This window comes from Chryseomicrobium aureum (genome assembly GCF_016909155.1).
In the GTDB taxonomy this organism is placed as follows: Bacteria; Bacillota; Bacilli; order Bacillales_A; family Planococcaceae; genus Chryseomicrobium; species Chryseomicrobium aureum.
The window spans coordinates 33,634-54,444 of the sequence record NZ_JAFBFG010000001.1 but is presented as its reverse complement, the minus strand read 5'-3'; the positions used below and the strand labels follow the sequence as shown (position 1 = coordinate 54,444).

Genomic DNA, 20,811 nt, shown 5'->3' with positions numbered 1-20,811 from the left:
TGCGCACTATAAAACATAGTAAACTTTCAACTTAAAGGCGATTTACGAACCACCCTGTAATTTCTTCTAAACGCGCAATGCGTAGGTTTGGCAGACCTGTACGAGAGAGATTGTGATCCGCATTCGGGAATCGCACAAACTCCGTCTCTTTCCCCATCCGCTTCAAGGTGATATATAGTTGTTGTGCTTGTTCGATTGGACAACGTAAATCATCTTCACCATGTAAAATCAATAAAGGAGTAGTTACATTTGCCGCATACTTAAGTGGAGAATGGTCCCATAGTTTATCGATATCTGTCATATCACTTTGAATTTGCCATTCCGTAAAATAATAGCCGATATCTGAGACGCCGTAGAAGCTAATCCAGTTCGAAATAGATCGCTGTGTTACAGCTGCTTTGAAACGATCTGTGTGGCCGACAATCCAGTTTGTCATGAAACCGCCGTAGGACCCACCTGTCACACCAAGACGATTTGAATCAACCCACTCATACTGCTCTACGACATAATCAACTGCTGCCATGATGTCTTGATAATCATTGCCACCATAATCACCGCGCACGGCATCTACAAATTCTTGGCTGTAGCTATGACTTCCGCGCGGATTGATATACAGGACACCGAACCCTTGTGATGCCAGTAGCTGCATCTCATGGAAAAACGTATTTGCATAAAATGCATGAGGCCCACCATGAATATTTGTCACAAGTGGCACTTTCCCCTCTTGTGCTTCAGGTGGTTTGATTAACCAGCCATGCACTTGCCAACCGAGTGGTCCTTCAAAGACAATCGCTTCTGGCTCAATTAACTGCTTCGTCTCCATGTAGTCATTGTTATGATTTGTTTTTTGTTTTCTCTCTCCACTTTGAATCTCGTGAAAAATTAACTCACCAGGGAATACGGGATTACTCACAGTTACAGCAAGTGTAGTTGCGGCTGCATTCACTGAATATCCATAGACATGTTCATTTTCACCCGTCACTGGATAAATCTGTCCATCAAGAGCCGCTGCGTAAATGCGCACGTCTCCTTGTGTGGAGAGTTGGAAATACAGATGATTGTCTTTCGTCCACACAACAGATGCCGCACTTGCTCCTTGTTGTACATCTGCTACGACATAATCGCCTACTGGTGCATCTAGACCTTCTGTAAGACTTTCTACTGTTTTTGCTTGTAGATCATATACATAGATGTTCGAATGCGTCGCGTTTTCAAATGTGCGATTTGATCCTACAAATGCCAAATAACCGCCATCTTTAGAATATGCAGCGCCTCCATAATATCCAGGTTCATTGGTTACAGCAGTTTTAGTTTTAGTTTCAACATCTGCTAAATACACGGCAGATTCAAACACTTGATCATCTTCAAGCGTAGTTGATGAAATCACGAGTTGTTTTCCATCGGGTGAAACCGCTTGAATAGATTCGTTTTTATGTTCATTTGACCATAACTCAAGGTTTCCATCGAGTGAAATCCTGCCGATTTGTGAATACTTCGAATGATCCACAAGACCGCCGCCATCTTGAATGTATTTCATCTTCTTTGCTGTATAGGTTTTTGGAAATTCATCCTTTTTTTCTTCAGGTTTTTCCCATCCTGTTTCGGCATCATACCGTGCTGTAATCCATAGAGTTTGTTCTGAAGGATCCCATTCATAACTAGAAACACCATATGGGAGTGTTGTCAGTTGGCGGCTTTCTCCTCCTGTAACTGGCAAAATATAGAGCTGATTTTTCTCATTGCGGTTAGACAGAAATGATAAATAGCTTCCATTTGGGGACCATTTCACCGATGAAATTCGGTCTTTTTGATGTGTCCATTGCACTGGCTCGCCTGTGACCGTTGTTACATATATACTGCTTTCATATGTATTTTTTTCCGCATTGATTGCAGTGGCTACATAGGCAACTTTATCTTCTGTTGGGTGAAAGACTGGAGCCGCAACAGATGTAATTTCTGTGATATCTTGAGCAGTTACTTTTTGTTTCGTCATAAGACACACTCCTTTTATTTCGGTTATCAAAATACCTTCTCAGTATACTTGAATTTATTTAAATCGCCAAACTATTCATACAAAAGATAATAAAAAACCAGCTCCCTCCCCTATTCGTGAACTAGGGAGAAAACTGGCAATAGTATTAGTTTGTAGTGGATTGTTCTTTTAATGTACGGCGGAGAATTTTTCCTGTTGTGTTCTTCGGAAGTTCTTCAAGTATTTCGATTCGAGTTGGAACTTTGTATTTCGCAAGCTTTTCACGGCAGAATGCTTCTACCTCGTCTGTTGAAAGTGCTGTGTCTTTTAGAACTACAAATGCCAGCACTTGCTCACCAAAGTTTAGATCTGGTACGCCGACTACAGCTGCTTCTAAAATTCCAGGATGCGCGAACAACACTTCCTCCACTTCACGAGGATACACGTTGTAGCCTCCAACGATGATCATATCTTTTTTACGATCAACGATATAGAAGTACCCTTCTTCATCTTTTCGTGCAAGGTCTCCTGTATATAACCACCCATCACGAATTGCATTGGCTGTTTCTTCCGGCATGTTGTAATAGCCTTTCATTACATTGGGGCCTCGTACAATCAGTTCTCCAACTTCTCCTACAGGTAACTCCTCACCAAGTTCATTTACAATTTTGTTTTCCACATTGATGATGGATGTACCAATGGAACCTGCTTTTCGTTCACGGTCTAGTGGATTGAAACACGTTACTGGAGAGGCTTCTGATAAACCGTATCCTTCTGAAATACGCACGTTAAATTTGTCTTCAAAATTATGAAGTAGCGCTACAGGCAGTGATGCTCCACCCGAGATGGCAAGTCGAACAGTTGAGAAGTCTGCTGGATCTGCATCTGGGAATTGATATAAGAAATTGTACATCGTAGGTACGCCTGCAAAGACAGTTGCCTTTTCTTCTTTAGCCACTTGGAATACATCTGCTGGTGAGAATTTTGGTACTAAAAGTATAGTAGACCCCGTAACGAGTGGCGCGTTTACAACGACCGTCAATGCAAATACATGGAATACAGGCAATGTCGCAAGCACCCGGTCATTTGGCGAAAATTGTAGATATTCTGCAACATCTCGAGCATTTGAAAAAATGTTTTCAAACGTCAACATCGCGCCTTTTGGATGACCTGTAGTTCCTGATGTGTATAAAATAATAGCAGTATCATTGTCCGCTACTTCTACCGGAGCAATCATCTCCCCTGCTTGAACTAATACTGAAAACGGTTTCACTTTAGCTTGTAAAGATTCTGGAAGTGCACGCAGCTTATCCCCTGTTTCAGGTGTTGTTTCACAGATGATGTATTGTGCCACTATTGGGAACGCTCCTGCAGCTTGCTCTACGAATGGCAATAACAAATCAAGAGCAATGACTACCTTTGCATCGCTATTTTTGATAATGTAGGAAATTTCATCCGGTGTATAAATCGGATTGATCGGTACTGCTGTAGCACCCAAACGCATTGTTGCATAAAGTGAAATCAAAAAATGAGGTGTATTTCCTAATAAAAAGGCAACATTGTCTCCTTTTTTAACGCCAAGAGTTTGTAATGCTCCTGCAAATTTTGCGACTGTTCCTTCAAACTCTGCATAAGACGTCTCTTTCCCCATGAAACTGTATGCTGCTTTCGTTGTATTTTGCACAGCCTGTTGCTGTACGCGTGAAACTAGACTCATAGAATTCCCCTTTCAAATTGAATGAATAGTCATTCATTTCATAGTTTTCATTCTACTAAAAATTCCACCGAATAGCAATGTTAAAAAAAAGCCCTCCAAAAGGAGAGCTTTACTCATCATTTAATTGAAGATGCGCTAAATAGCGCCAACGAATCAAGAAATAATATGCTGCTTGAATGGTTGTGAATACGCCAAGTACGATTAGCATTTCCATCGCAATGGACAGTGCTGCAATATCGACCCAAACTGCCTGTAAAAATAAAAATGAGAAGGTAGCATGGAGCATAGCAAGTCCCCACGGTAAGAAAAACTGCGGATATAACTGGCGATCTGCAATCATACGCAATTCTTGGTTTGTCAGTCCCATATGTCGTAATACTTCAAACTGTCGTCTATCTTTCTCGAGATTTGTGTAGAACTTAAAGTAGATAAAGCTGCCCGCCGCAAGAATAAGTACAGCAGCTACTAAGAGCCCTGTGACAAGTAAAAGCGAGAATGTGGAACTAATATACGAATAGTTGAGTCCTGGGTTATCAAAGTAAAACGGCAGCTGTTCTCCTGTTTCGTAGGAGGCAATCATTTCCCTATCGAGATCCAAACCAATCGCATCTGTTCGTAACCAATCAGGTACGTGAAACGCAAATATTGTTGTCAAATTTTCATCCCATCGACCATAGAGATAGGCATTTGAAATTCGGTCATAATCTTCATCCGACAAAATATAAGCCGGGCCATCAAAAGCGGCTTCTGGTAGGGGGAAGTGCATATAGCCTTCTCCCACATGAAAATAAATTGTATTTTCTCTGAGGTGAATCAATTGCTGGTTCGCCTCGTTCACCGGTTGACCAAATCGCATCCCTTCCCCTGGCTCAAGATCAATCAAGGGTTCCTTTAATACAGCGGCTATTGTATTGATGTCGGTTTCACGTAATAAATGAACCGGGTCATTTGTAGCGGCAGATGTTTGTTTTACAATCGGTGCAGTCAAGAGAGTATAAGTTAAGTTTTGCTCGTAAAAGTCTGCAGTCAAACCCGCGATATGTTGGCGCTCAAAAGGGTTTGTCGCTTCGCTCAAATAGAGTACACTGATGGGATTGCTTTCTCTATATTGATTTGCAAAGCTAGTTAATGAAGCAACCACCCCAACTGAGATTATAGCTAAAGTCGAGACCATCGTCACAATAAAGTACATACGAGAGTTCTCACGAATCTTTTCAATGGCATCTGAAAACGTCACAATACGCGTTGATCGCCAATATACATTTTTATGATTTCGTAACGAATAGATTAAATACAACATTCCATCTTTAAAGAAATAGTAGCTTCCCCAGATCGCACAGAGCACGATCACTGGTGACCACCACACATTCATAGTAAACAATGAGTAAATTACGAGACCATAGGCGACAGAAAGCAAACCGAAAGAGACCCATGCCCCAACAGTAGAGTAATGTGTCGACTCACTAACGCGATTTCCCCCAATCATTAACTGAACAATCGGGCTCTGCCTAATAAACACGCTTCCTGCAATTGAAATAATGATAAAAAGGGTGACAAAGACAACCGTCGTTAGTAAAAAGGGCTCCAGACTGAAGTAAAGAGGCAGACTTTCAAGAACAAGCATGGCACGAATGATCATAAAGAAAAACTTCGTGAAAATGTAGCCAAAAAAGAGCCCCGTTGCTAATGCGAAAATCCCTAAAATCATTGTTTCCGTGAAGACTAGACGCTGTAGTTGACCACGGTCCATTCCCAGTTGCTGCAAAATCCCAAATTCTTTGGATCGAGCCTGTAAAAAAGCACTCAAAGAATACAATAAAAAAAACAATGTGAAGATGACTAACACGACATCCGCTACAGCCATCCCCATAAAGGCAATGTCTTGGATGAATTGATTTTCAATGGATGGATGGAATAATAACATGGAATAAATAAAGAACACCATGACAGAAAAGCTGCTCGCCATAAAATACGCCGCATAGACCCTGCGGTTTCGCACTACATTACGATAGGCGAACTGTAGAAAGGTCATTAACGTTCCCTCCAAGTAGCGAGAGTAAATTTAAAATACGCTGGAAGAATGTTTGGCGTAAATCATCTTTGTAGATTTCATTGAAATATTCCCCATCTTTAATAAACAGCACCCGGTCGCAATAGCTTGCTGCAATCGGATCATGTGTCACCATAATAATCGTGGTATCCAATTCTCTGTTCACCCGTGTCAATAGTTCCAACACATCTTTCGAAGCTTTCGAGTCCAAATTTCCCGTTGGTTCATCTGCAAGAAGGACTGTCGGTTGATGAATAAGTGCACGTCCAATCGCTGTTCTCTGCGCTTGTCCCCCAGATAATTCATTTGGAAAATTAGCACGCACCGATTCAAGATGAAGTTCCGTGACAAGTTCATCTAAACGTGTCTGCATTTCAGAAACTGTTTGATTTGCGAGTGTCAGTGGCAATACCATGTTTTCTTCTACTGTTAGCGAAGGTAGTAAGTTGAAATCTTGAAACACAAACCCCAAACGTTCTCTCCGAAATAAAGCAGATTGCTTCGCTGATAACGATTGTGGGTCTTGCCCATCAATTGTTAAGGTCCCAGAGGTAGGTTGATCGATTGTGGAGAGTATATTTAAAAGCGTCGTTTTGCCCGAGCCCGAAGGACCCATAATGGCCAGGAATTCTCCTTTTTCCACTTCAAATGACAGTTGATTAATGGCAGAGTGTGCAACTTTCCCGTCGTAGATTTTGGTAATATGATTTGCTTTAACAACTGCCATTTTAGTCCCCTACTTTCTCATAATCCTCAAAAGTCAATGTAACCGTTGTCCCTTGATTAACTTCTGACTCAATTGTCAGCTCATGACCGAGCTTTTTACTTACCTCATTTGCAATGTAAAGACCCATACCTGTAGATTCACCAGTTTTACGCCCATTTTCACCTGTATAGAAAGCGCGCGTTACACGTTTTAAATCACTCTTTGGAATACCAATTCCTTCATCTTTGACGATTAACCGGCAATTGGATTCTCCGCATGTTGTCGACACCCAAATTTTTGATTGGGGCGTGAAGGAATACTTTACCGCATTCGTAATAAACTGAGAAACGACAAATTGAAGCCATTTGCGATCTGTAGATACGACTAAACTTTCGTCTACTTCTAGTACAGGAAAAACTTGTCGCTTAATAAATAACCGCTTGTTTTCATTGATCACGGACGTAACGAGGTCACCTAGATTAACTTTTTCAATCCGTAAATCCTCTTCAAATGTATCGAGGCGCGCATTCATCAGAACAGCTTCTAATGCTTTTTTGATTCGCTCCGTTTCTTCACTGACAGATTGACTATCTAATTTTTCATCTTGCTGGGCCATCATCTCAATGACTGCTATTGGCGTCTTCATTTGGTGAACCCAACCATTCATAAACTGAAGATGTCTTTTCTGGGCAGCATAGAGCCGTTGCACTTCCTGCTGATACAATCGATACAGTTGTTGCCAGTATACTTGTTCTTGCTTTTGTTCCGGAGATGGGTAAATTTTCTCTAATAAATCTTCCATCGCCTTAGGTGGTGTGAGCAATCGTTTATAATACTTGTACTTTCGTAAATACAAATAAAAATGGACGAGTAGCGTTAAAATAATTGTTAATACAACGACATATATCATTGTATTAATAGATTGATAGCCGTCTAGGCTGTACAGTAAAATTCCTAAAAATGCAATGAATACAGGAAACAAAAGAGAGATAAGGTGTTCACGTATAAATAAACGGATCACGTCATCCTTCCTCCGGATGAAGGAGCAATCGGTATCCTGCTCCGCGCACTGTCTCGATGGTGGATTTCACACCATAGTCCTTAAGTTTCTTCCGGACGCGGGTCATGTTCACATTGAGCGTATTTTCATCTACAAACGATTGGTCGTCCCATAATTCTTCAAGCAACCGTTCGCGTGATACTACTTTTGGATGCTGATCGAACAATAACTCCAATATAACGCATTCTTTTTTTTGTAAAGGCACGATTGTCCCTTTGCAATCCAGCTCTAGTCGCTCCATAAATAATGTCATACTACCAAGCTTTACTGTGCGCTCCTCTTGCTTCACTGCATACTCACCGTAAGTTCTTCGTATATGACTCTTTATTTTAGCTAAGACGATTTCATAATGAAATGGTTTCGTGATGTAGTCGTCTCCTCCGTTTTCAATCGCAAATACTTGGTCCATTTCAGATGTTCGTGCCGAGACAAAAATAATCGGGCAGGTCGTCACTTGACGCAGTTCACGACACCAAAAATACCCGTCATACGTCGGAAGATTAATATCTAACAAAATTAAGTGAGGATTCCAGACAGCTGCTTCTTCCGCAATCTTGTCAAAATCTTCAACTACACGTGTATCATATTGATATTTAGCAAGCATTCCTGCTAACATCTCAGCTATTTTCACGTCATCTTCTACAATAAATATCCGGTGTTTCTCCAAATTCGTCGCCTCCTTATAAAAAAACAGCTCTCCCAAGGACTGAGTGAGCATGTTTAGTTTCAACGCATATTAATAAATAAGAGATAAAAATTCTTCACGTGTAATACCACCGAAGTACGTCGGGATATCAATATCTGCGAGCGCTTCATCGATTGCTTTGCGTGAGTAGTCGATTCCTACCAAACGTTGTTCAACGTCGGCCATGTCCCCTACTCCAAAGAAGTCACCAAAAATCGCTGCATCTTCAATCTTGCCTTTTGTCACTTGAAGCTTTAAGTCAATTGACCCTGGAGCAAAACGCTGTGTGTGATCCAAGTTGAACTTCGGTGATTTCCCAAAGTTCCAGTCCCACGCTTGGTAGCGCTTTTCAGAGAGCTTATGGATATTTTCCCAGTCTTGTTCAGAAAGCTCTTGGTAGACAATGTTTTGTTCTCCACCGAAGATAGAAATTAAAAGACGCTTCTTAAATTCTTCTATCGACATAGGTTGCTCTAAGAATTCAGATATGTTTGCAACACGACTGCGAATTGATTTGATCCCTTTTGACTCGATTTTATCTTTTCGTACCTTTAAAGCAGATACGACGGCATCCATTTCCGAGTCGAACAGAAGTGTTCCGTGACTAAACATACGGCCTTTTGTTGCAAATTGTGCATTGCCAGAAATCTTTCGACCTTCAGCCATAATATCATTACGCCCACTAAGCTCTGCGTCAATGCCCATTTCTTTTAACGCATCTACAATCGGTTGCGTAAACTTCTTAAAGTTCCGGAAGCTCTCCCCATCATCTTTTGTGATGAAGCTAAAGTTTAAATTCCCAAGATCATGATACACTGCGCCTCCACCTGACAGACGACGAACCGGGATGATTCCATTTTGCTCTACAAAATCTGTGTTGATTTCTTCTACTGTATTTTGATTGCGTCCAATAATAATTGACGGTTGGTTGATATAGAACAGGAAGAAAGAATCTTTTTCCACATCCATTGTAGTAAGTGCATATTCTTCAATCGCTAAATTTATACGAGGATCTGTAATTCCTTTATTATCAATAAAAAGCATTGTCAAAACTCCCTTCATAAGTATTTTACATGATTCTGAAAGTTTTGGGTTGACAAAGTTATCTGTGTTATATTACACTTCAAATAAGTTAAACAGTACTATAACAGATGGAGGTGAACACAATGATTGAAAACGTAGTAGAGTATTTCCGTAACCTACCTGCAAAACAATGTGCTACTTGTGGCGATAAACTAGAAGAAATGCATGAGTGCTATCAAACGCAATGTGAAAAGTGTAACTCGCAAGCTTAAAGGAGATTTATCAAAATGAATACGAAACAGTAACCGGGTACCCTGCTTAAACTAGACAAGGTACCCGGATTTTTTTACTTATGGTCATTATGGTCTTCTTCATGGTCCATAGTATCGGTTGAGTTATCTTCCAACACTTCTGACATATCTGGGTCTCCTACGATGAACTCTGTCTTCGGCATGACGTGCATACCGCGAGCTGTTGTGTGCGCAAACATGTAATAGACGCCTTCTGTTTCAAATGTATACGCGACTTCGTAAACGCCATCTTCTGTTAGTTCACCTTCCAAGGTAGTACCTTGATCGCGCAAACCAGACTCCCATACTTCAAACTTCACTTCTTCTGCATCATTCACCGCTTGCTGTTCTTGCGTGACACGAGCAGACAAAGTAACTTGTTCACCAGGCTCTAGTTGCTTATTTGTTAACACTTCAACTTCCACTACTTCTAGTGAAGGTTCATGCATCCCCTCGTGCGCATCATTTGAACAGCCTGCTAGTGCCAGCGTAATGGCTCCAATGACTAAAAACTTCTTCATGCTTTCTCTTCCTTCCATAGGGGAACCGTTACTTTTACAGTAGTCCCTTTCTCTAGTTCACTAAAGATTTCTAACTTCCCGCCAGACGCCTCTATGAGTTGTTTGACAATTGTTAACCCTAATCCAGATCCTCCATCAGACCGGGTGCGCGCTTCATTCACTCGATAGAATCTTTCTGTAATATGTGGCAAATGGTTGGGCGCTATGCCCACCCCTTCATCTTCGATTTCAAAAATCGCTTCATTTTGTCTGCTAGTCAGACGTATGTGAATACTTTTTCCCTCTATGCTATATGCGATTGCATTATCCACTAGATTGACAAGAATCTGCATCATAGCCTGTTCCTCTGCCTCAATGATGAGGGAATCATCCAGTTCAACTAGTAACGATATAGTTCGTTGCTCTGCTTTTTGTTTTACTATACGAACAGTTTGATGAACAAGTTCAGCTGCTACCAACGGCTCTTTCGCCAACACCCGATCTTCATTACGTGCGACAGCTAGTAAATCTTCTGTCAACCGCTTCATTCGAGCCGATTCAGATGCCAGTAATTGAAAGACTTCTGGATAATGCTGTGCATCTAAAGATCCCTGTTGCAAAGATTGACTATAGCCCACAAGTGAGCTTAGGGGTGTTCTCAACTCATGAGAGACTGTCGCGAGAAATTGCTTCTTACGTTGGTCTTCTGTTTCAACTGCTTCTGCCATTTGATTAAATGTCGTACTCAACGTCCCAATCTCATCTGATGAATGCACATCTACGCGTACACTATAATTTCCTTGTGCAAAGTCTTCAGTAGCTTTCTGCAAATCATGTAGTGGCTTTAAGACAGATAGGAGAATAAAGCGGCTTATAAAAGCGAACAAAATAAACAATAAACCTCCGCTTACACCCACTAAAACAAGATGGCTCTGTAAGAAATCACGGATGGGAGAAAGCGGAACATAGGAATATAGAATTCCATTCAGCCGCGTGTCTTCTTTGATTGGATAAATGACACTTAATACGTCTCGATCAAAGCGACTTTGATAGCCCCTTTTCACAACTACTTCCCCATTAACCAATCGCTGACGATCCTCTCCTGAAATCAATGCATCATAATCAATTTCAAACGGTAGACAAGCGCTTAATTCACGTGGGTTTCGTACAGCAAAGATTTCCGTAGTGGCATACTGATTGTAGGCATCTACTTCTTCAATAAAGGTGTCTGTTACTGTGCCATCTGCTACTACTGCAAAGTTAGTTGCTTCTTGTTCTAGTGTTTGTTGAACTTCCGCTACATAGATCGATTCATAAAAATAATAGGAAAGAATCGTAATGATACCAATCGATAGAGCTGAAATGGTTACAAAGAGCACCCACACTTTCGTGGATAAACGCTTCATTCCATCACCTCGAATTTGTAGCCGATCCCCCAAACCGTGTGTATAAACTGATCAGCAGGAGACCCTAGTTTTAAACGTAACGTTTTGACATGTGTGTCTACTGTACGTGTAGTTCCTTCGTAATGACTTCCCCAAATATGAGTCAGTAATTCTTCCCGGCTAAAGGCTCGTCCTTCACTTTTCATCAAAAGTATTAGAAGTTCTAACTCTTTTAGTGTTAACTGCTTTTTCTCCCCGTCCATTGTCACGGATCTCGATTCTATATTCACATGGAGGCCCGAGCGGAAAAGCTCATGTCCATTCATAGCTTCCACTTTTGAACGTTTTAAAATCGCCTGAATGCGCGCATGCAGTTCTTCACTATCGAACGGTTTTGTCACATAATCATCCACACCGCTCTCAAATCCTTTAAGTAACGATTCCCGATCATCTAGTGCTGTCAGAAATACAATAGGCGTCTCAGAAATTTCACGGATTTTTCGACTCAATTCAAATCCATCCATTTCAGGCATCATACCGTCCACCACGACTAAGTCTATACGCACGGACTTAAGAAGATGCAAAGCCTCTTCTCCGCTTGAAGCAGTAACAACATTGTATCCTTTTTGAGTAAGTTGGAGGTCAAGCAACCTTCGCATGGACTGCTCGTCATCTACGATTAATACAGTTGTCACTTTGATCCCTCCCAGAGTAAAAGTTGCAATGGACCGTCTCCTGTAGGAATAGAATCGACGACTTCCATCTCGTTTATTTTGTACAGTGTATCATCGTCATACCCCGCCAAATAAATAAACTCTTGTGACGCCCCCATTGCAAATGGATTCGATGCTACTTCCATTTCATCAGTTACCGATTGTTCATCTAATCTATATAATTGATTACTTCCATGACTCAATGTATACAGTTCGTCTTGATGCGTTATAAAGGAAATCGGCATAATCGGTGCTTCAATAGTAGTAACAACTTCCCCCGTCTCTTTGTCCAACTGAATAACTTTCGTATTCACTTCAGAACCGCTGCCATGGCCCCCAATGTAAATTGAATCGTTGTGAATTTTGACGCCTTGAGAAGCACGTGGAATTGAAAATTCATCATGTGTCTCCCATTGCACTTGGTCTATTAGTGTCAAATGGTCATCTTGATAATTGACAACGTAGAGCATAGCATCCTGGGACGTTATCGACATCGGATACCTACCTGTTTGAATTTGTTTGATTTCGTTAAATGTAAAATCATAGATGGTAACAGTATTTGTTTGACTATTAGCTAGGTAAAAGCCGTATGCATCGCTATAACCACCGACTGTCCCTTCAGGAGTCTCGACCTCTGCAAGTAGTTCACCTGTTCTCAAGTTGTAAATTCCAGCTGTATCGAGCCCGTACCCGTAAAATAAAATCTGATCTTCAGGCAACAAAATCATTCCGGTATAGGCTCGTTCTAGCTCCCAAGTCTGTCCCAACTTTAATTGTTCTGAGTACGACGACAGTGTTGCATCTAGCTGACTATAAACTAAAATTGTTGGTTCTTCAGAAGCAGTCATCCCCGGGTAGGAAGATGAACAACCGGCTAGAATTAGTAACCCAATCAACACAAAAAGTCTTCTCATCCTGTCACCTCGCCTTCTAGTGTACTGGGAAAGTGTGAAAAATGTTTGAAATCCACATGACCAATTTTAAACAGAAGAAAACCACACCTTAAGTTAGATGTGGTTTTAAATAGTCCAGGACGTGGTCTTTTGCACGAATTGCTTGATCGATACAGTCCGGTAACCCAGACCCTTCAAACGACGCTCCTGCCAATTGAATCATTGGAAAATGCGCTGCAAGCTCGGTTTTTGCTTTTAGTAAACGCTCTTTATGACCTACTAAGTATTGTGGCATTGCCTTTTGGTAGCGTGTCACAATTGTAAATTCTGGTTCTCCCGTTATGGAAATCACTTTTCGTAAGTCTTGAAGGACAATTTGCTCGATTTCATGGTCTGGCAATTCGACGATGGACTCGTCACCAGACTTGCCAACGAAACTCCTTAACAAAACTTTATCTTCTGGGGCTGAAGTCGGCCATTTTTTATTGACCCATGTACATGCCGAGATCGCATAGTCACTTTTTCGTGACACCAAAAATCCTGTTCCCTCTTTTTCTTGCACTACTTGGGACTTTGAAAATGCCATCGCAACAGTAGCCACTGAAGATAGTGGTACTTCATCATAATGCTGTAAGATGCCATGGTCTTCAAATATCTCTGCGAGTTGGTGATGAAGCAACGTGAATATGGCACTATCTACTATCAAGTTGTCGCCCGTTGTAAACACAAGTTTCAATTGATCATCCGATAGCTTATGAACCCCTTGAATTTTTGAGCCCTTTAGAATCGTGACATCTGTCAAGGCATCTTCAAGTGCCTCTACAATCGACTGAAGTCCACCACTAAATGTCTGGAAGATCCCTTGTGGTTTCCGGTTAGCAGCTTGTGGAGTCGAGGAAGCAGGACGTGTCTTTTTCATACCAAGCATTAAACTTCTATGTTTTTTCTCTACTTCGTAGAACTGAGGGAACGTTGCGTGAAGACTGAGTTTATCAATGTCTCCAGAATAAATTCCAGCTAACAATGGTTCAACTAAATTTTCAACTACTTCTGAACCGAAACGACGTCTGAAAAACGTACCGAGTGGTTGATCTTCTTCTATACCTGATCTACTCATCACGAGGTCACCTGCTGCACGGAGTTTACCACTCCATGAGAAAAGTCCAGTTGTTACAAATGGCTTCCATTCAGTAGGAATACCCATAATCGAACCACCAGGTATCGGATGCAATTGATCATTAACAAGAACAAACGATTGTCCGGTTGCATTGTGGACCAGTTGATCCGCGATACCAAGCTCTTGTGCAAGAATTCCCATACTTTTTTTGCGTTCAAGGAAGGAATCCGGCCCGCGTTCGATTGTAAAACCATCTTTGCGAACCGTTTGAATCTTTCCGCCTAAGCGTGAACTGGCTTCAATCAGGTAAATGTCGATTGGTAAGTTTTGTTCACGGCACTGCTTCTGCAGATAGTAGGCAGCCGAAAGACCCGTAATCCCCCCACCAATAATAGCCACTTTTTTTCTGTTCTCAGCCATTTCATTCATCTCTTCCTGTTTCAGATTACTTTGCTAACACTTTATTTACTGCATCAACTGCCGCTTCAATAAATAGAGGATGCGTGTTTGGCATTTCTGGACGGTAGTAATTTGCGTTTAATCGATCACAAACAACTTTACATTCGTAGTCGTTATCATAAAGAACTTCTAAGTGATCCGCTACAAAACCAACCGGCGTGTAGACGAAGCTTCGGTAACCTTTTTCTTCATAGAGCTCTTCTGTTAAATCTTGAACATCTGGTCCAATCCATGGCTCAGGAGTTTGTCCAGCCGATTGCCAGCCGACTTCAACATTCTCAACACCTGTTGCTTGTTGAATCAAGCGTGCTGTTTCTTCAAGTTGCTGCGCGTATGGGTCACCATTTGCCAAGATTTTTTCAGGTAGCGAGTGGGCAGACACGACTAAAACAGCTTTCGTGCGCTCTTCTTCAGACATCGCATTGAACGTTTCTGAAATTTTTTGATTCCAGTACTCGATGAATTTTGGCTCATCGTACCAACTTTCTACAGATTTGATAGCAATGCCATATTTATCCGCTTCTTCTTTTGCGCGGCCATTGTATGACTTGATAGAGAATGTCGAGAAGTGAGGTGCTAATACAATTGACACGGCTTCTTTAATACCGTCTTTTGCCATTGCTTCCACTGCATCTTCTACGAATGGTTCGATGTGCTTCAACCCAATGTATAATACGTAGTCTACTTCATCTTGTGAAGCATTCATTTTTTCATGAATTGCTTTTGCTTGGTCTTCTGTAATTTTTGCTAAAGGAGAAATACCACCAATCGCACGGTAACGTTCTGTTAAGTCGTTTAGCGCCTCTTCACTCGGCTTACGCCCGTGACGAATATGCGTGTAATAACGCTCAATATCTGCTTCTGTATAAGGCGTGCCATACGCCATGACTAGTAATCCAACTTTTTTCTTCATCAAAGACACCTCAATTCGATTTTTGGGAGATCAATTCACGGCTATATGTGTGAACTAAATCTGTTAGTCGCTTTAAAACGTCTGGATCAACTTCTGGGAATACACCGTGGCCTAAATTGAAGATATGGCCAGGATGAGCAACCCCTTGCTCTACGATACGTCGTGCTCGTTTTTCAACTTCATCCCAAGAGCCGATCAAGTACGATGGATCCAAGTTTCCTTGAACTGTTTTTGTAATCCCGCGCTGACGGGCTTCTTCAATGGATAATCTCCAGTCAAGTCCTACAACATCGACCGGTAGATCATGCCATTCGTTAGCCAAGTGACTTGCGCCAACTCCGAATGTAATCAGTGGCACACCTGTTTCACGTAACTCCGTAAAGATACGTGTCATAACAGGTTTAATGTAAAGACGATAATCTTCTACATTCAATGCCCCTACCCATGAGTCGAAGATTTGAACGGCACTAGCACCCGCTTTTACTTGCGCTTTAATATCGATGATGATCATATCCGCAAGCTTTTCCATCAGTGCGTACCAAGCTTGTGGTTCACTGACCATAAATGCTTTTGTTTTGTTGTAGCTTTTTGAAGGTCCACCTTCAATCATATAACTTGCCAGTGTAAATGGTGCACCCGCAAATCCGATTAAAGGCACTGTCAGCTGTTCTTTTGTTAGCATTTCAATTGTTTCTAACACGAACGGTACATGCGTCTCCGGATCAAACTGTTGAAGGTTCTCAACATCCGCCACAGAGCGAATCGGATTGGAGATGACTGGTCCGATACCCGCTTTGATTTCAACATCTACACCCATACCAGGAAGTGGTGTCACGATGTCTTTGTACAAAATCGCTGCATCTACGTTGTAGTTATCTACAGGAAGTTTTGTGACGTATGCACAAAGCTCAGGTTGACGCGTAATTTCTTCTAACGAATACTTCTTCTTGATTTCACGATATTCGGGCTGCGATCGGCCAGCTTGTCGCATAAACCACACCGGTGTATGCTCTACTTTTTCGCCACGTGCTGCACGCAATAGCGTGTCATTTGTAATTTTCATTGAAGTCTTTCCTTCCCTACACAATTAGTCTATCTACTACTTTAGAACTTCTCTCATCTATTGTATAGATTTCGAGGCAAAATGTCATAGAATTGCCTTTCTATCAAGCGAAAGTGTTTTCAAATTGTGAACAATGGGAAATACTTAAGTAAAACTAGCCACAGGGGGTACAAATATGACTAATTTTTACACAACGTCCGGAACACCAGAATTTATGATAAAGCTTCAGGAGAAATACAGTTCGGAATCGATGCACGTTTTATACGGCTCATCCGGTACACTTCTCATTCATGAAACAACTGGCAAAACAAAATTTCAAACACCTCGTTCATACGAAGTACTTGCGAGTCACGGCACTTTTGAAGAGAAAGGTTACTTTTACTTCTACCACATTCCTGTTACAGATGAAGGAAGGCCAGTGTTTGAACATGCTGCTCAGCAAATGATGCAAGGTGTGACGAATGAACCTGGATTGTTTGCGCTTCGAATATTGCGCCCTAAAAAAGCCGACACATATTTGATTCTTTCCCAGTGGTCAGGTCCTTCAAGTTATAAACAATGGGCAGACCGCCACCTTACGTCACTCGAGACGTTGGCAGCAAAACAAAACATTTTCACAAGTTCACCTTATACACAAACGTACCGTACGAAAAACGACGAAGAAGCAGCCGATTAAGGCTGCTTCTTTTTACGTAGTAAATACCATTCTACAGACACCACAGCTGCAAGTGCCCCAAGCCCCCAAAAAATTGGAGGATGTTGCGACAGTGCAACAAGAAGGCTGATTGCCAGTGGACTATAACTCACAATTCGCACAAAACGGCTGACAGCTTGTGACCTTGTGAGATGTGGTTGCGGATATAACATATCCATCCGAAACAATTGGTTAAACAACAGGCCTTGGTACGTTTGGATTGCAATCGCAAATGTAAAAACGACCATCAAACCTGCCACCACATACGAAAATGAAAGAAATGGGAATACAATTACTAACAGGGCAAGGCGTATCCACATATAAAACAATTCATCTTTACGGATGAAGCTTCGGGTGATTAAGAAGCTGTGTAAATCTTTTTTCGTCAAAATCCCATCTGCCCACGCTCTGCGGGATACTTTACTGCGTACATGTGGCACTTCAGTAAAATAATTTGCAAATTGATAGAAGCGTTGCATCCGTTGTTGTTCAAAATCAATCATTCGATCAAACGGGAATGGAGTCATAGCCATTTTCTTCGTAGCGAGGAAGTATCCTCCGGCTAGTCCCAAACAAGCAATGAACAATACTAGATTGCCCACGAGTAGAAAATAAAAAATACCAAACAACAGGAGTGCACGTACGAAAAAATCTAATAGCAAAGCATCCGGTCTACCCCATAGTACATGAAATTTCGTGTGCACATTCCAGTAACTCGCCGCTACCACCACTCCCCCTAGAGCAAGAAGCATAGACGTTTCGAGTTCACCGACACGCGTAAGCAATGGTAGTAACACGACTGTTACGACGAGTGCACGAATGACGACAATGGTGACTGACCAACGCAAAGCAGGTTTCAAATAGAACAGTAGTTTACTTTCCATTGGAAGTAAATAATAGTGATCGGCTTGCTTTAATAACAAGGCGGGCCGATTAGGCACGACAACGAGCATTAATAAACTAGCCGCTACCAAAAATACAGGAAACCCTTCAGGCGGAGTTTTCAACCACTCGCTATAGGAGTAACCTGCTGCACCGATAACAAATAATAGAACGATTGCGATGTGACCGGAAATAATAAATTGCATGTACTTTTGGATATCGAGGAAGTAGCTTTGAAAGCGTTGGCCATAAAGTGACTGTAAATTACGCATACTCTTGCTCCTCAGTCATCGCAATATACAAGTCATCCAGACTCGCCCCGGGCATTCCTAGAGCTTTTCGTAAATCCTCCATCGTACCTGCTGCTCGAATTTTTCCGTTGTGCAGAAGAATCAATTTATCGCAATACTTTTCAGCAGTTGCTAAAACGTGTGTCGTCATAAGAATACCCGCTCCATTTTGTTTGCGCGTTTCAAGTTGATTTAAAAGAGCTCGAATTGCTAGTGGATCAAGACCTACAAACGGTTCATCAATAATATAGAGTGCAGGATTCGCCATGAAAGCAGACATAATCATCACTTTTTGTTTCATTCCCTTAGAAAAATGCGTAGGGAACCATTTTAATCGCTTTTGCATACGAAACTCTTCTAATAAAGCGTCCACTCGCTGTTTTGCTTGGTCTTCATCAATCTCATAAGCAAGGGCAACTAACTCAAGATGTTCTTGCAGTGTTAAATCATCATATAATACAGGTGTTTCAGGAATGTATGTGAATGATTTACGGTAGGCTTCCGATTGCGTTGAAATCGTATGACCATTGATGGATATCTCACCCGAATGAGGTTGTAATAATCCGATAATGTGTTTAATCGTTGTACTTTTCCCTGCTCCGTTCAAGCCAATCAGTCCGACCAGTTCCCCCGGTTCAACAGTAAAGGAAATGTTATGGATAACTGCTTTTTTGGAATAGCCGCCCGTTACTTTATCTAATTTTAAGAGTGACATCAAAGTGACCCCTTTCACATTTCAATTTAGCATCTTGCTCTATCTCATTCTAGCATATGGTAAACTACAACTAGTCATACGAAAAGGAGTGTTCACGATGTCAGATTGTATTTTTTGCAAATTAATTTCTGGTGAAATCCCGAGTACGAAGATTTATGAAGATGACCATGTATTTGTTTTTATGGACATTATGCCGCTTACTAAAGGCCATATTCTTGTGATTCCAAAAGAACATAAAGAATCTGTTTACGACCTTTCAGAAGAACAAGCAGCAAATCTCTTTCGAGTGGTCCCAAAACTTGCGACAGCTTTGAAAAAAACCTTCCATCCGGCAGGAATGAACCTATTAAACAATAATGGAGCTCCTGCAGGACAAAGCGTTTTTCATTTCCATTTACACTTAATTCCTCGTTATGATGAGACAGATGGATTTAAAGCAACATGGAGAACGAAAGAAAAAGAATACCCACTCGAGAAGATTCAGGCACTTGCTACTGAATTATCTGAAAATATATAAACTCTATCTATTGCACTATTAGATGAATGTTGTATACTAATCAATAAGCTTTCGCTTGTAGCAATGAGTGCATACAAGGAGAGTACGAGTTTAGACATAGCAGAGGAGAGAAAAAAATGAATACAAAAAACTTAGTATTATCCGCAATGTTATTAGGAGTAGGGACTGTTTTATACCTTGTGATCCCAGGGATTAACGGAGGAATGAAGCCCGATTTTCTACTTACGATGATGTTCATCACGATTTTACTTTCTTTAAATCTTAAACATACAATAGTAGTCGGTCTTGCAACTGGAATTCTTTCTGGATTATTTACAACATTCCCAGGAGGCTTCCTACCAAACGTAATCGACAAATTCATTACAGCATTAGTGTTTTTCGCAGTTGCAGTCGCTATTCAAGGATTCGCTAAAAAGCTTGCCGCGCAAGCAGTTATCACAGCTTTAGGAACAGCACTTTCAGGAGCAATTTTCTTAGCAAGTGCAATTTTCATTATGGGCGCGGACGTTCCATTCGGAGCACTGTATCTTGGTGTCGTTCTGCCAGCTATTGCATTAAATACAATTGCATTTGTGGTCATCTATCCGATTGTTCAGCAGACATTGAAACGTTCAACTTTGCGAACATCTGTAGCTAATTCATAATACGTACTCCCTCCCCCGTATACGGTGGAGGGTTTTTTAATTCATATGGTATTATGTTTATATACATAGGTATGTTGGTATACTTTAAACAACTACATAGTTTGGAAGGCGGGGACATTCCATGGATAAAAGTCGTTTTGTTTGGGGCCTACTTACAGGTGCTGCCGTTTCAGCGACAGCCGTTTTATTATCTGCTCCTAAAAGCGGGCCTGAAGTGCGTAGTCAGCTTCGTGCTACTTCAACCACTGTTAAATACGATTTAAATGAGGTAAAGACACATTTTCAAGAAATGAAAACTGCATTGCAACAATTGATCACGTCAGCGAAAGAAGTGGCACCGGATGCTTTACAAGGAATGAAGGAAAGCGTGGATACGTGGCAACGAGAAACTGCACCCATTCAAGCAAAAATTCAACAAGACCTTGAGGCCATTCAAAAATCAATGGATGAAATTCAGCAAGCATTACCGGCAAAAAAATCCGATAAGGCTGGTTGACATCAAAAAGCATTTTCTCTTTCTTTT

At 41.3% G+C, this 20,811-nt stretch carries 21 protein-coding genes; 5 read left to right on the top strand and 16 right to left on the bottom strand.

Annotated features, from left to right (window positions below; all coding sequences use genetic code 11):
• Positions 1–31: 31 nt before the first annotated feature.
• From JOD03_RS00355 to JOD03_RS00325, 7 genes are all read right to left on the bottom strand, one after another.
• Positions 32–1,993 (bottom strand): S9 family peptidase, encoded by a 1,962-nt coding sequence (locus tag JOD03_RS00355; RefSeq protein WP_204588837.1) that lies wholly within the window; start codon positions 1,991–1,993, stop codon positions 32–34.
• 145 nt (positions 1,994–2,138) lie between these two features.
• Positions 2,139–3,689: a fatty acid--CoA ligase family protein gene (locus JOD03_RS00350; RefSeq protein ID WP_204588836.1), complete on the bottom strand. Its 1,551-nt coding sequence runs from the start codon at positions 3,687–3,689 to the stop codon at positions 2,139–2,141.
• 109 nt (positions 3,690–3,798) lie between these two features.
• Positions 3,799–5,721 carry an FtsX-like permease family protein gene (locus tag JOD03_RS00345; protein ID WP_204588835.1) on the bottom strand — a complete coding sequence of 641 codons (1,923 nt, stop codon included), beginning with the start codon at positions 5,719–5,721 and terminating at the stop codon, positions 3,799–3,801.
• On the bottom strand, positions 5,693–6,466 hold the full coding sequence (locus JOD03_RS00340) for an ABC transporter ATP-binding protein (RefSeq protein WP_204588834.1): 774 nt from the start codon (positions 6,464–6,466) through the stop codon (positions 5,693–5,695). Before JOD03_RS00340 ends, JOD03_RS00345 begins: the two co-directional genes overlap by 29 nt.
• Position 6,467: 1 nt before the next feature.
• A complete protein-coding gene (locus JOD03_RS00335) occupies positions 6,468–7,466 on the bottom strand; it encodes an ATP-binding protein (RefSeq protein ID WP_204588833.1) in 999 nt (332 codons plus the stop codon).
• 1 nt (position 7,467) lies between these two features.
• Positions 7,468–8,172: a response regulator transcription factor gene (locus tag JOD03_RS00330; protein ID WP_275580350.1), complete on the bottom strand. Its 705-nt coding sequence runs from the start codon at positions 8,170–8,172 to the stop codon at positions 7,468–7,470.
• 69 nt (positions 8,173–8,241) lie between these two features.
• Positions 8,242–9,234: a lipoate--protein ligase gene (locus JOD03_RS00325; RefSeq protein ID WP_204588831.1), complete on the bottom strand. Its 993-nt coding sequence runs from the start codon at positions 9,232–9,234 to the stop codon at positions 8,242–8,244.
• A 122-nt stretch (positions 9,235–9,356) separates the two neighbouring features.
• On the opposite strand from JOD03_RS00325, the gene yhfH reads away from it, so the two are divergent.
• Positions 9,357–9,485, top strand: a complete 129-nt coding sequence (yhfH, locus tag JOD03_RS00320; RefSeq protein WP_204588830.1) for a protein YhfH — start codon at positions 9,357–9,359, stop codon at positions 9,483–9,485.
• Positions 9,486–9,559: 74 nt separating this feature from the next.
• Here yhfH and JOD03_RS00315 read toward each other — a convergent pair whose 3' ends face one another.
• The 7 genes from JOD03_RS00315 to hemE all read right to left on the bottom strand — a co-directional run bounded on the left by JOD03_RS00315 (position 9,560) and on the right by hemE (position 16,546).
• Entirely contained in the window at positions 9,560–10,024 is a 465-nt protein-coding gene (locus JOD03_RS00315) for a FixH family protein (RefSeq protein WP_204588829.1), read from the bottom strand.
• On the bottom strand, positions 10,021–11,409 hold the full coding sequence (locus JOD03_RS00310; protein WP_204588828.1) for a sensor histidine kinase: 1,389 nt from the start codon (positions 11,407–11,409) through the stop codon (positions 10,021–10,023). The genes JOD03_RS00315 and JOD03_RS00310 overlap by 4 nt, the downstream gene beginning before the upstream one ends.
• On the bottom strand, positions 11,406–12,083 hold the full coding sequence (locus JOD03_RS00305) for a response regulator transcription factor (protein WP_338032409.1): 678 nt from the start codon (positions 12,081–12,083) through the stop codon (positions 11,406–11,408). Before JOD03_RS00305 ends, JOD03_RS00310 begins: the two co-directional genes overlap by 4 nt.
• The gene (locus JOD03_RS00300) at positions 12,080–13,015 is read right to left on the bottom strand and encodes a beta-propeller fold lactonase family protein (protein ID WP_204588827.1); all 936 of its coding nucleotides are present in this window, start codon (positions 13,013–13,015) and stop codon (positions 12,080–12,082) included. Before JOD03_RS00300 ends, JOD03_RS00305 begins: the two co-directional genes overlap by 4 nt.
• A gap of 88 nt (positions 13,016–13,103) precedes the next feature.
• Positions 13,104–14,531, bottom strand: a complete 1,428-nt coding sequence (gene hemY / locus JOD03_RS00295) for a protoporphyrinogen oxidase (RefSeq protein WP_204588826.1) — start codon at positions 14,529–14,531, stop codon at positions 13,104–13,106.
• Positions 14,532–14,556: 25 nt separating this feature from the next.
• The gene (gene hemH / locus JOD03_RS00290) at positions 14,557–15,486 is read right to left on the bottom strand and encodes a ferrochelatase (protein ID WP_204588825.1); all 930 of its coding nucleotides are present in this window, start codon (positions 15,484–15,486) and stop codon (positions 14,557–14,559) included.
• 7 nt (positions 15,487–15,493) lie between these two features.
• Positions 15,494–16,546 (bottom strand): uroporphyrinogen decarboxylase, encoded by a 1,053-nt coding sequence (gene hemE, locus JOD03_RS00285; protein WP_204588824.1) that lies wholly within the window; start codon positions 16,544–16,546, stop codon positions 15,494–15,496.
• A gap of 175 nt (positions 16,547–16,721) precedes the next feature.
• On the opposite strand from hemE, the gene JOD03_RS00280 reads away from it, so the two are divergent.
• A complete protein-coding gene (locus JOD03_RS00280; RefSeq protein WP_204588823.1) occupies positions 16,722–17,222 on the top strand; it encodes an antibiotic biosynthesis monooxygenase family protein in 501 nt (166 codons plus the stop codon).
• Here the strand turns inward: JOD03_RS00280 and JOD03_RS00275 are convergent.
• Both JOD03_RS00275 and JOD03_RS00270 read right to left on the bottom strand, forming a co-directional pair.
• Positions 17,219–18,394 carry an ABC transporter permease gene (locus JOD03_RS00275; protein ID WP_204588822.1) on the bottom strand — a complete coding sequence of 392 codons (1,176 nt, stop codon included), beginning with the start codon at positions 18,392–18,394 and terminating at the stop codon, positions 17,219–17,221. The two genes, JOD03_RS00280 and JOD03_RS00275, sit on opposite strands and share 4 nt — an antisense overlap.
• The gene (locus JOD03_RS00270; protein ID WP_239584734.1) at positions 18,387–19,130 is read right to left on the bottom strand and encodes an ABC transporter ATP-binding protein; all 744 of its coding nucleotides are present in this window, start codon (positions 19,128–19,130) and stop codon (positions 18,387–18,389) included. Before JOD03_RS00270 ends, JOD03_RS00275 begins: the two co-directional genes overlap by 8 nt.
• A 94-nt stretch (positions 19,131–19,224) precedes the next feature.
• Between JOD03_RS00270 and JOD03_RS00265 the strand changes: the two genes are divergently transcribed.
• The 3 genes from JOD03_RS00265 (at position 19,225) to JOD03_RS00255 (ending at position 20,784) form a co-directional block, all read left to right on the top strand.
• On the top strand, positions 19,225–19,644 hold the full coding sequence (locus JOD03_RS00265) for an HIT family protein (RefSeq protein WP_204588820.1): 420 nt from the start codon (positions 19,225–19,227) through the stop codon (positions 19,642–19,644).
• Positions 19,645–19,760: 116 nt separating this feature from the next.
• Positions 19,761–20,288, top strand: a complete 528-nt coding sequence (locus tag JOD03_RS00260) for a tryptophan transporter (protein ID WP_204588819.1) — start codon at positions 19,761–19,763, stop codon at positions 20,286–20,288.
• Between the two features lie 121 nt (positions 20,289–20,409).
• A complete protein-coding gene (locus JOD03_RS00255) occupies positions 20,410–20,784 on the top strand; it encodes a YtxH domain-containing protein (RefSeq protein WP_204588818.1) in 375 nt (124 codons plus the stop codon).
• Positions 20,785–20,811: the final 27 nt, after the last annotated feature.